Genomic DNA, 14,762 nt, shown 5'->3' with positions numbered 1-14,762 from the left:
TGCTCCCCGGAGGTATGCCCGAACATGCGCGCGGAGGCGCAGCTCCTCGTCCCGCTCCTCGTCCCGCTCCTCTTCCGCTACTCGTCCCCGGAAGACGCGTTCGCCGACGCCGCCTTCTTCGCGGCCGTCTTCGTGGCCGTCTTCGCGGCCGTGGACTTCGCCGCGGTCTTCTTCCCTGCCGTGGTCTTCTTCGCTGCCGTCTTGGCCGCCGTGGCCTTCTTCGCGGCCGTCTTCTTCGCCGCGGTCTTCTTGGCGGCCGTCTTCTTCGCCGGCGCCTTCTTGGCCGTCTTCTTCTTCGCGGGCCCCTTGGCCCGCTTCTCGGCGAGCAGCTCGTAACCGCGCTCCGGAGTGATGGACTCCACGCTGTCGCCGGTGCGCAGCGTGGCGTTGGTCTCGCCGTCCGTCACATACGGGCCGAACCGGCCGTCCTTGACCACCACCGGGCGCTCGCTGACGGGGTCGGTGCCCAGCTCCTTCAGCGGCGGCTTGGCCGCGGCGCGCCCGCGCTGCTTGGGCTGGGCGTAGATCGCCAGCGCCTCGTCCAGCGTGATGGTGAACAGCTGCTCCTCGGTCTCGAGGGAGCGCGAGTCCGTGCCCTTCTTCAGATACGGGCCGTAGCGGCCGTTCTGAGCGGTGATCTCGACGCCTTCGGGATCGGCGCCGACGACCCGCGGCAGCGACATCAGCTTCAGCGCGTCGTCGAGGGTCACCGTGTCCAGGGACATCGACTTGAACAGCGACGCCGTGCGCGGCTTGACCGCGTTCTTGCCGGTCTTGGGCGTGCCTTCGGGCAGCACCTCGGTCACATACGGGCCGTAGCGTCCGTCCTTGGCGACGATCGTGTGGCCGGTGACCGGGTCGACGCCCAGCTCGAAGTCGCCGCTGGGCTTGGCCAGCAGCTCTTCCGCGTACTCGACCGTCAGCTCGTCGGGGGCCAGGTCGGCGGGCACGTCGGCGCGCTGATGCCCCTCCGCGTCCTTCTCGCCGCGCTCGATGTACGGGCCGTAGCGGCCGACGCGCAGCACGATGTCGTTGCCCACGGGGAAACTGGAGATCTCCCGGGCGTCGATCGCGCCCAGGTCGGTGACCAGCTCCTTGAGGCCGCCGAGGTGGTCGCCGTCGCCGTTTCCGGCTTCGGAGGCGGCGCCGGCCCGCTCGCCCTCGCCGAAGTAGAACCGCTTCAGCCACGGCACGGCCTGTGCCTCGCCGCGCGCGATGCGGTCGAGGTCGTCCTCCATCCTGGCGGTGAAGTCATAGTCGACGAGCCGGCCGAAGTGCTTCTCCAGCAGGTTGACGACGGCGAAGCTCAGGAAGGAGGGCACCAGGGCCGTCCCCTTCTTGAACACATAGCCGCGGTCGAGGATCGTGCCGATGATCGAGGCGTAGGTGGACGGGCGGCCGATCTCCCGCTCCTCCAGCTCCTTGACCAGCGAGGCCTCGGTGTAGCGGGCGGGAGGCTTGGTGGCGTGGCCGTCGGCCGAGATCTCCTCGGCGGTCAGCGCGTCGCCCTCGGCGACCTGCGGCAGCCGCCGCTCGCGGTCGTCCAGCTCGGCGTTCGGGTCGTCCGCGCCCTCCACATAGGCCTTCATAAAGCCATGGAAGGTGATCGTCTTGCCGGACGCGGTGAACTCCGCGTCCCGGCCGTCCGACGCCCGCCCGCCGATCTTCACGGTGACGGAGTTGCCGACCGCGTCCTTCATCTGAGAGGCGACGGTCCGCTTCCAGATCAGCTCATAGAGCCTGAACTGGTCGCCGGTCAGGCCGGTCTCGGCGGGGGTGCGGAAGCGGTCGCCCGAGGGGCGGATCGCCTCGTGGGCCTCCTGCGCGTTCTTGACCTTCCCGGCGTAGACCCGCGGCTTGTCCGGCAGATAGTCGCCGCCGTAGAGCTGGGTGACCTGTGCCCGGGCCGCCGAGACGGCGGTGTCGGAGAGCGTCGTGGAGTCCGTACGCATATAAGTGATGAAGCCGTTCTCGTACAGCTTCTGCGCGACCTGCATGGTGGCCTTCGCCCCGAAGCCGAGCTTCCGGGAGGCCTCCTGCTGCAGTGTCGTCGTACGGAAGGGTGCGTACGGGGACCGGCGGTACGGCTTCGACTCCACGGACCGCACGGCGAACGAGGCGTTCTCGAGCGCGGCGGCCAGGGCGCGGGCGTTCGTCTCGTCCAGCTGGAGCACCTGGGCGGAGGAGCCGCCCTTGAGCTGTCCGTCCGGGCCGAAGTCCCGGCCCTGGGCGACACGCTTGCCGTCGACGGTGTTCAGGCGGGCGCTGAAGACGGACGGGTCGGAGGCGTCGCCCGCGCGGCCGGTCGCGAAGACGCCGGTCAGGTCCCAGTACTCCGCGGAGCGGAAGGCGATGCGCTCGCGCTCCCGCTCGACGACGAGCCGGGTCGCGACGGACTGGACACGGCCGGCCGACAGCCGGGGCATGACCTTCTTCCACAGGACCGGCGAGACCTCATAGCCGTAGAGCCGGTCGAGGATACGGCGGGTCTCCTGGGCGTCGACCATGCGCTGGTTGAGCTCGCGCGGGTTGGCGACGGCCTCGCGGATCGCCTCCTTGGTGATCTCGTGGAAGACCATCCGCTTGACCGGGACCTTGGGCTTGAGCACCTCCTGGAGATGCCAGGCGATGGCCTCGCCCTCGCGGTCCTCATCGGTGGCGAGATAGAGCTCGTCGGACTCGGCGAGCAGCTCCTTGAGCTTCTTGACCTGGGCCCTCTTGTCGGCGTTGACGACATAGATCGGCTGGAAGTCATGGTTGACGTCGACGCCGAGGCGGCGCACCTCGCCGGTGTACTTCTCGGGCACCTCGGCGGCGCCGTTCGGCAGGTCGCGGATGTGCCCGACGCTCGCTTCGACGACGAAGCCGGGGCCCAGATAGCCCTTGATCGTCTTCGCCTTGGCAGGCGACTCGACGATCACGAGTCGGCGGCCGCCCTGTGCGGTCTCGCTGGTCGGGGACAACTTCGCTCTTCTCTCCGGTCGACGCTCGGTGACACATACGGCAGTGCGGCGGTGGTGTGTCGCGCTGCACGGTGCGTGTCGCTCCTGCCGCTGCGGAGTGTGACGGTACAACCCGCCCCCGTGTCAAACGGCAAAAGCCCGCAACGGCCACTCGAACGGTAACCCGACTCCAGGCATTCCTGCCGCCCGGACCGGCACGCCGGCCCTCGGCTCCCTGATCCACTTATGGGGTATGCCCGGGGAATGCCCCAGGTGCGGCACCCGCCGCCCGATGGGCGATTCCGCTGGTCAGGCCGGATTGCCCGGGCTCTCCGGGCGGCGAAGGCGAGGCGAATTTGTCAGATACGTGTCATACACGGGCGAAGCACCACACGCCCAGCGCGAGGAAGGCCGCTCCGAAGAGAGCGGTGAGGGCCGCGGCCGTGGCAGGGCTCACTCCATGGGCCACGGGCGCCCGGTGCGCCAGACGCGCTCCGGTCCACACCAGCAGCGCGGCTCCGAACAGCGCGAACGCCGTCCCCGCGAAGATCGCCGGCCCGCTCTCCATATGCCTGTCTCTCCCGCCTGGTCCCTGCGCGCCCTGCCTGGTCCCTGGTGCTTGAGGCTGACACCTCCGAACGTCTTCGGCGCGAATTCCAGGTGAACGACCCGCCGGTTCACCCGCCCGGCGTCACCGGGCGTCCGGAGCCGCGGGCTCGGGGCCCGGAGCCGAAGCTCGCCGCGAGCTCTCAGGGCGGGAGCCGGGGGGCAGTGAGCGCTCCGGTGCGGGGAGCCCGGGGGTAGCCGGCGCAGGGGAGCCCGGGGCAGGCAGCCCTGGAAGCAGAGGCGGAAGCCGGGCATTGGCCGATTTCTCCCTTGTCGCGCCGAGGTCCCACGTATAAAGGGCTATGTCCCCATCGCAGGCTCCTCTCCCGATTCGCCGCCCACCCGCCCCGCTTCGCCGCCCACCGGCTCCAGGAACCCTTCCTCGATCAGCCGGCGCAGCGCCAGGGGCGTCCGGTCGCGCAGCACCACGGGGTCCTCGTCGATGAGCTGGGCGATCGCATCCAGGATCCGGCCGGCGCTCAGGGTGCCGTCGCAGACGCCCGCGAAGCCGGCGCCCACCGTGTCGACCCTGGTCGCCCGGCGCATGCCCCTGTTCTGCCGCAGCACCACATGCTCGGGGTCCTCGGCGCCCGGCATGCCGACCTGCTCCTGGACCACTTCCGCCGCCAGCCTGAAGCGGTCGGCGAGCAGGGCGGCGTCATCGTGCGTCCGCAGATAGTCCGCGCGGTCGAAGTGAGCGCGGACGACCTCGCCGAGCGGCTGCTCGACCGGGTGCGGCCACTCCTCGATCACGATCGACGGACGCTCGGCGTGCGACTTCCGCAGCGTGATCCAGCCAAAGCCGACGGCCTTGGCCCCCCGCGCCTCGAACTCGTCCAGCCACTCCTCGTACCGCGCCGCATACCTCTCCGGGTCGCCGTGGTGGTCGCCGCTGTCACGCAGCCACAGCTCGGCGTACTGCGTCACGTCCTGCACCTCGCGCTGGACGATCCACGCGTCGCAGCCGCTCGGCACCCACGAGCGCAGCCGCTCCTGCCAGTCCTCGCCCTCCACGTGCTGCCAGTTGGCGAGGAACTGGGCGAATCCGCCGTCGTTCAGCCGGTCCCCCGCCTGCTGGACGAGCGTGCGGCACAGATCGTCGCCGCCCATGCCGCCGTCCCGATACGTCAGCCGCGCACCGGGAGAGATCACGAACGGCGGGTTCGACACGATCAGGTCGTAGGTCTCGTCCTCGACCGGCTCGAAGAGCGACCCTTCACGCAGATCGGCCGGCCGGGCGCCGGAGAGGGCGAGGGTGAGCCGAGCGAAGTGCAGGGCGCGGGGATTCAGATCCGTGGCGGTCACCCGGGTGGCGTGCTGGGCGGCATGCAGCGCCTGGATGCCGGAGCCGGTGCCGAGGTCGAGCGCGGAGCCGACAGGAGTGCGCACGGTGATCCCGGCGAGTGTGGTGGACGCCCCGCCCACGCCGAGCACCACCCCCTCGCCCTTGCCGCTCGCGCCGCCCGCCCCGCCGACCGAGCACCCGAGGTCGGAGACGACGAACCAGTCCTGTCCCTCCGGCCCCCCGTACGGCCGTACGTCCACGGTGGCGCGGACCTGCTCGCCGTCCTCGATGAGCCACCCGTCGGCGAGGCACTCCTCCAGGGGCAGGGCGGCGCGGGCGCGGTCGGCGGCCACAGGGCGCTGGAGCAAAAACAGCCGTACGAGCGTGTCGAGAGCGCTGTCCCCGCGGGTGGCGCGCAGGGCGGGCACGGTTTCGCTGCGGGCGAGCGCGGCATAGGCGGGGGCGCCGAGCAGATCGAGCAGCCCGTCGGCGGTGAAGGCCGCGTCGAGGAGCGCCTCGCGGAGCCGGAGCGCGGAGCCCGCGGAGGCGCCTGAGGCGTCGGAGTCGTCGGAGAGGGAGGCGGACAGGGGAAGGCCGTCGGCAGGGGTGGTCGTACTCACCTGACCCATTGTGGTCGCCGCCACTGACAATCGCCGCACGACCCGGCCCGCTGTGCGGGTGCCGGGCCGTCACACGGCATCAGACACGGGTCAGGAATCGGCCCCAGACGAGGACTCAGATGCAGAAGCGGACGCGGACGAAGCGGACGACGACGCAGAAGGGGGCGAGGACGACGGGGCGGACGCCTCGGGCGACTCCGCCGAGTCCGCTCCGTCGGCTCCGTCGGCGCCCCCCGCCGGGCTGGGCGTCTCGGTCGACTGACAGCCGGGCTGCTTCGCCATCGCGGTGCCCAGCTCCCCGGAACGCAGCTTCTCCAGCGCGTCCTGGTCCATGTTCTCGATCTTGCCCAGGCCCTCGGCGACGTCCTGCAGACCGTCCGCGAACTGCTGCTGGTTGCTCGCGTCGAGAGCGTCGACCTGCTTCTTCAGGTCCTGGTAGGCCTTGGATGCGGCTTCGAGCTCCCTGATGGAGTCCTGCTGGAGCTGTTCGCCGTTCTCCACCGGCGGCACGCCCGCCTCGCTGATGGCGTCGGCGAGAGCCTGGTCGGCCTCGGCGATGTCCTGGAACGCCTCCGAGTCGGCCTTCTTGATGTCGGCCGGCTGTCCGTCGGCGGCGGTCGAGATGATCTTCTGGTGGGCGGCGCTGTGCTTCTCGAACTGCGGCTGTGCCTGGTCGCAGAAGGTCTTGGCCCAGGCGTTCACCTTCTCGTCGCCGTCGTCGTCACCGCAGCCCGACAGTGCGAGTACGAGTACCGCACCGCTGGACAGTGCGGCCGCAAGCTTCTTGTTCACCGGATTGGTCCCTTCCAAGGCTCTCGGCCCCGGAACATACACGCCAAGTGGGCGACAAACGCGTGTCGTGCACCCGATTCATAGGCTATTGCAGCCATTTGCACCAGCGTGATGCGAGACGAGGCTCACGAAGGCAGAGACAGGCAGAAGCAGAGACAGGCGGCAGACAGACACAAGCGGGTGGACGGCGCCTGACAAATGCGCCGTCCACCCGCTCTTCGCACCGGCGTGTCAGCCGGGTTGTGCCGCCGCGGCTAGGAAACCACCGCGGGATCGGGCGACTTCGCGTTCCGCTCCGACGCGTCGCCGCCCTCGCCCTCGTCGCCCACGGCGATGCCGCGCCGCTTGGATGCGTACACCGCCCCGACGATGATGCCGATCGCCAGCACCGCGACCAGGGCGCGCACCGCCGGGCTGGCGTCGTCGCCGTAGCTGAACTGGATCACCGCGGGCGCGATCAGCAGCGCCACCAGGTTCATCACCTTCAGCAGCGGGTTGATCGCGGGACCCGCCGTGTCCTTGAACGGGTCGCCCACGGTGTCGCCGATGACGGTCGCCGCATGCGCCTCGCTGCCCTTGCCGCCGTGATGGCCATCCTCGACGAGCTTCTTGGCGTTGTCCCAGGCGCCACCGGAGTTGGCGAGGAAGACCGCCATCAGGGTGCCCGCGCCGATGGCTCCGGCGAGGAACGCCCCGAGGGCGCCGACGCCCAGGGAGAAGCCGACCGCGATGGGGGTCATCACGGCGAGCAGTCCGGGAGTGGCCAGCTCGCGCAGGGCGTCCTTGGTGCAGATGTCGACGACCCGCCCGTACTCGGGCTTCTCCGAGTAGTCCATGATCCCCGGGTGCTCGCGGAACTGCCGCCGCACCTCGAAGACCACGGCCCCCGCCGACCGGGACACCGCGTTGATGGCGAGACCGGAGAAGAGGAAGACCACGGCCGCGCCGAGGATCAGGCCGACCAGGTTGTTGGGCTGCGAGATGTCCATCACCAGATTCACCGGAGCGCCCTCGCCGAGGGTCTCGCCGACTTCCGCCGCCGCCGTGGCGATGGCGTCGCGGTACGAGCCGAACAGCGCGGCCGCGGCCAGCACCGCCGTGGCGATGGCGATGCCCTTGGTGATGGCCTTGGTGGTGTTGCCGACGGCGTCGAGGTCGGTGAGGACCTGGGCGCCTGCGCCCTTGACGTCGCCCGACATCTCGGCGATTCCCTGGGCGTTGTCGGCGACGGGCCCGAAGGTGTCCATGGCGACGATGACGCCGACCGTGGTGAGCAGCCCGGTGCCGGCGAGTGCCACCGCGAAGAGCGCGAGCATGATCGACGTACCGCCGAGCAGGAACGCGCCGTACACGCTGAGGCCGATCAGCAGCGCGGTGTAGACGGCCGACTCCAGTCCGATGGAGATGCCGGCGAGGATCACGGTGGCGGGCCCGGTCAGCGAGGTCTTGCCGATGTCCCGCACGGGACGGCGGTTGGTCTCGGTGAAGTAGCCGGTCAGCTGCTGGATCAGGGCAGCCAGCACAATGCCGATCGCGACGGCGACGAGCGCCAGGACGCGCGGGTCTCCGTCGTGCGCGGTGATGGCGGCCTCGGTCACACCGGCCAACTCCGCGTACGAGGAGGGCAGATAGATGAAGACCGCTGCTGCCACCAGCACGAGCGAGATCGCCGCGGAGATGAAGAAGCCGCGGTTGATGGCGGTCATCCCGCTGCGGTCGGCGCGCCGCGGGGCGACCGCGAAGATGCCGATCATCGCGGTGACCACGCCGATCGCCGGGACGATCAGCGGAAAGGCGAGTCCGGCGTCGCCGAAGGCGGCCTTGCCGAGGATCAGGGCCGCCACGAGGGTGACGGCGTACGACTCGAAGAGGTCGGCGGCCATGCCCGCGCAGTCGCCGACGTTGTCGCCCACGTTGTCGGCGATGGTGGCGGCGTTGCGCGGATCGTCCTCGGGGATGCCTTGTTCGACCTTGCCGACGAGGTCGGCGCCGACGTCCGCGGCTTTGGTGAAGATGCCGCCGCCGACTCGCATGAACATGGCGATCAGCGCCGCGCCCAGACCGAAGCCTTCGAGCACCTTGGGTGCGTCGGCCGCGTAGACGAGGACCACGCAGGCGGCGCCCAGCAGGCCGAGGCCCACCGTGAACATGCCGACCACGCCTCCCGTGCGGAACGCAATCTTCATGGCCTTGTGCGCGACGGACGTCAGATCCTTTTCCGGCTCGCCCTCGCCGGGGGTCGCCTCTCGCGCGGCCGCGGCCACACGCACATTGCTGCGTACGGCAAGCCGCATGCCGATGTATCCGGTGGCGGCCGAGAAGAGCGCGCCCACCAGGAAGAACACCGAACGTCCCGCTCTTTGCGACCAGTTGTCCGCGGGCAGCAGCATCAGCAGGAAGAACACGACGACGGCGAAGATGCCGAGTGTGCGCAACTGCCGTGCCAGATAGGCATTCGCTCCTTCCTGCACGGCTGCCGCGATCTTCTTCATGGAATCGGTGCCTTCGCCTGCGGCGAGCACCTGGCGCACGAGCAGCTGCGCGACGAACAGAGCCGCCACGGCGACCGCCGCGATCACAATGACGATCATCCGATTGTCATCGGTCAGGACCGCGGCCGCGAGGGAAGTGGGTTGATCGATCAGTGCCGGGTTGGAGAGCCCCGCCATTCGTCCTCCTTGACGTTCAGAGCTCAAGATGTGGACGGATTCTAGGGAGCGGAACCTGATCAAAACAGGGCGCGGCAAATGGAATTGACCTTGACTGGCTACTCAGCAATTGATCGCGCCCCGGAACTACCCCCGAAAGCGGTAATGGGGCAAAGGCATTGACGCTTGATCGATGATCTGGAAAATGCGAAGAGGCCCTGCTGAACAGGGCCTCTTCGCAAGGAAACAACCAGTGTGACGCAAGCGGCGCTGACCGTGCGAACGGCCGGCTCCAAGTCGGCTCCGGGCGCGCCGGGCGGCGAGTCAGGAGCCAGCACTGGCCGGATTGGCCGGCCAGCTCATCCGGATCACTCCGCCGTCGTCGTCGGAGGAGACCTCCACATCGTCGACGAGGCCGCTGATGACAGCGAGCCCCATCTGGTCGTCGGCCCCGTCGCCCTCTGCTTCCGGCTCCGCGCCCTCGACCCCGCCGACGGCCGCACCGCGGCCCGAGCCGGGGACCTCATCGCCGACCTCGATGGAGAATGACTTCTCCTCCTCGGTCAGCATCACCCTGACGGGCGCCGCGATGCCATGGCTGCGGTGCAGCCCCACCGCGCGGCTGCATGCCTCTCCGACCGCGAGGCGCACCTCGTCCAGCACTGCCTCGTCGACACCCGCCCGGCGCGCGACAGCGGCCGCCACCAGACGGGCGGTCCTGACATGCTCGGGCTGAGCGCTGAAGCGGAGCTCAACGGTGGCCATGCGATCCCCCTCGAACGTTCGAGCGTGCTCACCGGGCCCCGGGCTGGCTGCCCGGTGCCCTCAACTTCCTTCTCCCGGCTTCGGCCGGTCGTGTCCCGGCGTCAGCCGACCGGGCCATCAGTCGGTGGCCTCCACGGCCTCCTCGACCGAGTTGTGAATCGGGAACACCTTGGTCAGGCCCGTGATCCGGAAGATCTTGAGAATGCGCTCCTGCTTGCAGACCAGGCGCAGCGAGCCCTCATGGGCGCGCACACGCTTCAGTCCGCCCACGAGCACACCGAGGCCGGTGGAGTCGAGGAAATCCACGCCCTCCATGTCGACGACCAGGTGGTAACTGCCGTCGTTCACCAACTCGACCAACTGCTCGCGCAGCTTGGGCGCGGTATACACATCAATCTCGCCACCGACCTCGACGACCGTACGGTCGCCGCCTCGGCCGGTCACAGTGCGAGTCGACAGGGACAGGTCCACGGATCCTCCAGCACCTTGCTATCGAGCGGCCGCCCCCGCAGGTCTCCCCGGCGGAGCCGGAGGACGGTCGCCAGCCGCGATGGCATTCAATCACTTACCAGCAGCCATGCACGACGCCTTGGGCCCATTGTCCGTCATGCCGGTGACACACTCGGTGCCGATGGCCAGGAATCCGCGTCCCAGACGACCACCCGAGAGCCGGGAGACCCGCCCCTCCCCCCATGCGGTCCTCGACCGCCTCGCCGCGGGCGCGGGCCGGGCTGCGCGCATCACTCATACGGAGCACTTGCCCCCGAGGCCGGGCCGGCATGCCCTCTGGCCGCACCGCATCCGCCCCGAAGTGATCAACGCCATTCAGCAGGCCGGCATCGACCACCCCTGGGCCCATCAGGCGGCCGCCGCCGAGCACGCCCTGGACGGCGAGTCCGTCGTCATCGCCACCGGCACCGCCTCCGGCAAGTCGCTGGCCTACCTCGCCCCCGTGCTCTCGGCCCTGCTCGACGGAGCAGAGGCGCCGGCTCAGGAAACCCAGCAGCGCGCAGCGCTCCCACGGGGTGGTGGCGGGAGACGGGCGGGCAGCCGGGGGGCCACGGCCCTGTATCTCGCGCCCACCAAGGCACTGGCGGCCGACCAGCGGCGCGCCGTGGCGGAGCTGGCACAGCCCCTGGGCAACCGGATCCGGCCCGCCGTCTACGACGGCGACACGCCGGTCGAGGAACGCGAATGGGTCCGCCAGTACGCCAACTACGTCCTCACCAACCCCGACATGCTGCACCGGGGGATACTCCCGTCCCACCCCCGCTGGTCCTCCTTCCTGCGCGCCCTGCGCTATGTCGTCATCGACGAGTGCCATACCTACCGGGGCGTCTTCGGCTCCCATGTCGCCCAGGTGCTGCGCCGGCTACGCCGGCTGTGCGCCCGCTATGGCGCGCACCCCGTCTTCCTCCTCGCCTCCGCCACCGCCGCGGAACCGGCCGCGGCCGCGGAACGCCTCACCGGACTGCCCGTGCGGGAAATCGCCGACGACGCCTCCCCTCGCGGCGAGCTGGTCTTCGCCCTGTGGGAGCCGCCGCTGACCGAGCTCCACGGAGAGAGGGGCGCCCCCGTCCGCCGCACCGCCACCGCCGAGAGCGCCGACCTGCTCACCGATCTGACCGTGCAGGGGGTGCGTACCGTGGCCTTCGTACGCTCCCGGCGCGGCGCCGAGCTGATCTCTGTGATCGCCAAGGAGCGTCTGGCCGAGGTCGACCGCTCACTTCCCCGGCGTGTCGCCGCCTATCGCGGCGGCTATCTCCCCGAGGAGCGCCGCGCCCTGGAGCGGGCCCTGCACTCCGGAGAACTGCTCGGCCTTGCCGCCACCACCGCCCTTGAGCTGGGTGTCGACGTCTCGGGTCTGGACGCCGTCGTCATCGCCGGCTATCCGGGCACCCGCGCCTCCCTGTGGCAGCAGGCAGGCCGTGCGGGACGCTCCGGAGAGGGCGCGCTCGCCGTGCTCGTCGCCCGCGACGATCCGCTGGACACCTATCTCGTCCACCACCCCGAGGCGCTCTTCCGGCAGCCCGTGGAGTCGACGGTCCTCGACCCCGACAATCCCTATGTCCTCGCCCCCCATCTGTGCGCGGCCGCCGCCGAGCACCCGCTGACCGAACCCGACCTCGAACTCTTCGGCCCGTCCGTTCCGGAGCTCCTGCCCCAGCTGGAGGCCGCCGGCCTGCTGCGCCGCCGTGCGTCGGGCTGGTACTGGACCCGCCGTGAGCGCGCCGCCGATCTCACCGACATCCGGGGCGAGGGCGGGCGGCCGGTGCAGATCGTGGAGGCGGCCACGGGCCGGCTGCTGGGCACGGTCGACGCCTCCGCCGCCCACTCCACCGTCCACGAGGGGGCCGTCCACCTCCATCAGGGCCGCACCTACCTGGTGAAACAGCTGGACCTCGAAGACCCCAGCAGCGCCGTCGCCCTCGTCGAGGAGGCCAGCCCTCCGTACTCCACCACCGCCCGTGACACCACCTCCATCTCCGTCCTCGAAACCGACACGGAAGTCCCCTGGGGGGACGGACGCCTGTGCTTCGGCTCCGTGGAGGTCACCAATCAGGTCGTCTCCTTCCTCCGCCGCAAGCTCATCACCGGTGAGGTGCTCGGGGAGACCAAGCTCGATCTGCCGCCCCGCACCCTGCGCACCCGGGCCGTGTGGTGGACGGTCACCGAGGACCAGCTGGAAGCCGCCCGCGTCGGCCCCGAGCAGCTGGGCGGCGCGCTGCACGCCGCCGAGCACGCCTCCATCGGCATGCTGCCGCTCTTCGCCACCTGCGACCGCTGGGACATCGGCGGGGTGTCCGTGCCGCTCCATCCGGACACCCTCCTCCCCACCGTCTTCGTGTACGACGGACACCCGGGCGGCGCAGGCTTCGCCGAGCGGGCCTTCCACACCGCCCGCGCCTGGCTCACCGCCACCCGCGAGGCCATCGCGTCCTGCGAGTGCGAGGCGGGCTGCCCTTCCTGCATCCAGTCCCCCAAGTGCGGCAACGGCAACGACCCGCTCCACAAGAGAGGCGCCGTACGCCTCCTCACGGAACTGCTGCGGCACGCCCCCCTGGAAGCACAGCACCCCCAGGCGCCGCAGGACCCGTCAGCGCCGAAGGACTCGTCGGCGCCGCAGGACCCGCCCGCGCCCTGACCGCGGGGGCGTACGGGCCGAAGCGGGCCCGCGCCGTGACCTCCGCGACCTCGCCCCGCACGGTGCAGCTCACCACCGCCGCTCCCTGAGCGCGAGCTGTCCGCACGGCGCTCGCGCAGGCGGCGGAAGGGCCGTGGAGCGCCCGGTCGGCCGCGGCGAGCGCGGCCAGATCGGCCGCGGCGGCGGCCCGGTGACGGGCGGCGACCGCCTGTCCCAGCGCCAGTGCCGCGGCGAAGACCGCGCAGAGCACGGTCACCGCCATGGCGGTCAGCACCGTCGCCGACCCTCGCTCCCCGAACCGCACCCTGCGCCGTTCCCCGTCGCTCATGGGGCCGTCTCCCCTCGCACGGCCGTACCTCCGACGGTGTCCTCAGCCGATGCAGCCGCCTCGGCGCTCAAGGTGAGCGACAGCGCTCCCGGGCCCGGGGTCCCTGCTTCCACCCGCACCCGCCATAGATCACCCGCCCGCAGCAGCGTGACCCGCGCGCCCTGCGGGGCCACCGCCCGCGCCGCGCCCACGGCCACGGCGTACGGCTCGGACCGCGCCGCGGCACGCGCTCCGGCCCGGGCCGCGTCCACGCACTGGATCTGCGCGGCGGCGGCCATCAGAGCCCAGACCAGCGCCATGGCGAAGGCCACGAGTGCCGGCACGGCGATCGCCGCCTCCGCCGTCACCGACCCCTTGTCCCGCAGCCGCCTGCCCCACAGCCGCTCAGAACTGTGCATTGAGCGCTTTGCCGATCACCGACTGCAGCGCCCCGGACACCGCCGCGCTGGTGACGATCTTGTAGAGCACAGCCGCGAACGCACAGGCTGCGATCGTTCCCACGGCGTACTCCGAGGTCGTCATTCCGGCGTCCCGTGCCCTGCGGTCACGCCACAGGGCACACAGCTGCTCCCGTGCCCGCCGCGTCCGCCGAATCGACGTCCGCGCCGTCATCTGCGTCCTTTGCATGTCTGCCTCCCAAGGGGGTCGTTTCAGATGTCTGCTGTCTGTGTGATGTCTGTCTCTCGCCGTCCGGGCGCATGACGTGCCGTCAGCCGCCGCTGAGCAGCCCGTCCGCCAGACCGATCACCACCGGGGCCACGCCCACCGCGAGGAAGGCCGGCAGAAAACACAGCCCCACCGGTGCGGTGATCAGCACCTGTGCCTTGCGGCCGCGAGCCGTGGCCAGCCGGGCCTGGTCCGCCCGCAGGCGGTCGGCCAGCCGGGCGACCGGCTCCGCCGCCGGTGCGCCGGTACGGTCCGCCCGCTCCAGACAGCCGGCCAGCGGCTCGGCTCCCGCTATCCGGCCGAACCGGGCCCACGCCCGGGCCGGTTCACCTCCGAGCCGCAACTCCGCGGCGGTCCGCACCAGCCGGCCGCCCACGGGCCCGGAGAGGGCCTCTCCCACCGCCTCCGCCGCGTCGCGGGGCGCCGCTCCGGCGGAGAGACAGGCGGCCAAGAGGTCCGCCGCCAACGGCAGCTGCCCCGCGGCCTCCTGGGCGTCCGCCCCGTCCACACCGCCCGCGCCGTCCATACCATTCGTGCCGTCCGTGCCGGCTGCAGCGCCCTGCGCCGCGGTCCTCGCACAGGCCGACTGCCACCGCCGCACCGCATAGCCCGCCGCGAGCCCGGCCACCGCGCCGACGACCCCACCGATCAGCACCCACCCGGAGACCAGAGCCCCCAGCGGCCCCGCCCACCGCCGCGCCCGCGTCGCCGGCCCATGCCATCGCCGTCGTCGGTCCGCCGACGGCTGCCCGCCCGCGGCGGGCAGCAGGGCCTCGGCTCGTTTCCGCGTCCGGCGCTCACGGCGGCGGCCGGCCGCCATGAGACCGAGCAGGGCCACGGCCGCGAGGACAGACGCCGGCGCAGCGAGTCCGCGAAGGGCGTCCAGCAGCGCAGGGTCCGGCGAAAGGGCCGGGTCCAGCGAAAGGGCAAGGTCCGACGGAAGTACAGGATCAAGCGAAACTCCC

12 protein-coding genes are annotated in these 14,762 nt (G+C 71.1%); 1 reads left to right on the top strand and 11 read right to left on the bottom strand.

Annotated elements, in window-relative coordinates; genetic code table 11:
* Positions 1–77: 77 nt before the first annotated feature.
* The 7 genes from topA to OF819_RS15705 all read right to left on the bottom strand — a co-directional run bounded on the left by topA (position 78) and on the right by OF819_RS15705 (position 10,129).
* Complete coding sequence (topA, locus tag OF819_RS15735; RefSeq protein ID WP_267244151.1) at positions 78–2,963, bottom strand: type I DNA topoisomerase; 2,886 nt, start codon at positions 2,961–2,963, stop codon at positions 78–80.
* A 349-nt stretch (positions 2,964–3,312) separates the two neighbouring features.
* The gene (locus OF819_RS15730) at positions 3,313–3,510 is read right to left on the bottom strand and encodes a hypothetical protein (protein ID WP_267244150.1); all 198 of its coding nucleotides are present in this window, start codon (positions 3,508–3,510) and stop codon (positions 3,313–3,315) included.
* A gap of 338 nt (positions 3,511–3,848) precedes the next feature.
* Positions 3,849–5,453 carry a methyltransferase gene (locus OF819_RS15725; protein ID WP_416370546.1) on the bottom strand — a complete coding sequence of 535 codons (1,605 nt, stop codon included), beginning with the start codon at positions 5,451–5,453 and terminating at the stop codon, positions 3,849–3,851.
* A gap of 90 nt (positions 5,454–5,543) precedes the next feature.
* The gene (locus tag OF819_RS15720) at positions 5,544–6,245 is read right to left on the bottom strand and encodes a small secreted protein (RefSeq protein ID WP_267244149.1); all 702 of its coding nucleotides are present in this window, start codon (positions 6,243–6,245) and stop codon (positions 5,544–5,546) included.
* A 254-nt stretch (positions 6,246–6,499) separates the two neighbouring features.
* The gene (locus OF819_RS15715) at positions 6,500–8,914 is read right to left on the bottom strand and encodes a sodium-translocating pyrophosphatase (RefSeq protein WP_267244148.1); all 2,415 of its coding nucleotides are present in this window, start codon (positions 8,912–8,914) and stop codon (positions 6,500–6,502) included.
* A gap of 303 nt (positions 8,915–9,217) precedes the next feature.
* Positions 9,218–9,658, bottom strand: a complete 441-nt coding sequence (locus OF819_RS15710; protein ID WP_267244147.1) for an ATP-binding protein — start codon at positions 9,656–9,658, stop codon at positions 9,218–9,220.
* 117 nt (positions 9,659–9,775) lie between these two features.
* Positions 9,776–10,129 carry an STAS domain-containing protein gene (locus tag OF819_RS15705; RefSeq protein ID WP_267244146.1) on the bottom strand — a complete coding sequence of 118 codons (354 nt, stop codon included), beginning with the start codon at positions 10,127–10,129 and terminating at the stop codon, positions 9,776–9,778.
* A 79-nt stretch (positions 10,130–10,208) separates the two neighbouring features.
* Between OF819_RS15705 and OF819_RS15700 the strand changes: the two genes are divergently transcribed.
* Positions 10,209–12,803 (top strand): DEAD/DEAH box helicase, encoded by a 2,595-nt coding sequence (locus OF819_RS15700; RefSeq protein ID WP_267244145.1) that lies wholly within the window; start codon positions 10,209–10,211, stop codon positions 12,801–12,803.
* On the opposite strand, the gene OF819_RS15695 is transcribed toward OF819_RS15700, so the two are convergent.
* The 4 genes from OF819_RS15695 to OF819_RS15680 form a co-directional block, all read right to left on the bottom strand.
* A complete protein-coding gene (locus OF819_RS15695) occupies positions 12,694–13,131 on the bottom strand; it encodes an Rv3654c family TadE-like protein (protein ID WP_267244144.1) in 438 nt (145 codons plus the stop codon). The two genes, OF819_RS15700 and OF819_RS15695, sit on opposite strands and share 110 nt — an antisense overlap.
* A complete protein-coding gene (locus OF819_RS15690; protein WP_267244143.1) occupies positions 13,128–13,529 on the bottom strand; it encodes a TadE family type IV pilus minor pilin in 402 nt (133 codons plus the stop codon). Before OF819_RS15690 ends, OF819_RS15695 begins: the two co-directional genes overlap by 4 nt.
* On the bottom strand, positions 13,516–13,743 hold the full coding sequence (locus OF819_RS15685; RefSeq protein ID WP_267244259.1) for a DUF4244 domain-containing protein: 228 nt from the start codon (positions 13,741–13,743) through the stop codon (positions 13,516–13,518). Before OF819_RS15685 ends, OF819_RS15690 begins: the two co-directional genes overlap by 14 nt.
* 97 nt (positions 13,744–13,840) lie before the next feature.
* Positions 13,841–14,635: a type II secretion system F family protein gene (locus tag OF819_RS15680; protein WP_416370545.1), complete on the bottom strand. Its 795-nt coding sequence runs from the start codon at positions 14,633–14,635 to the stop codon at positions 13,841–13,843.
* Between the last annotated feature and the right edge of the window lie 127 nt (positions 14,636–14,762).

This window comes from Streptomyces sp. PR69 (assembly GCF_026420845.1).
Lineage (GTDB): Bacteria > Actinomycetota > Actinomycetes > Streptomycetales > Streptomycetaceae > Streptomyces.
This window is presented reverse-complemented; position numbering and strand designations above follow the sequence as displayed.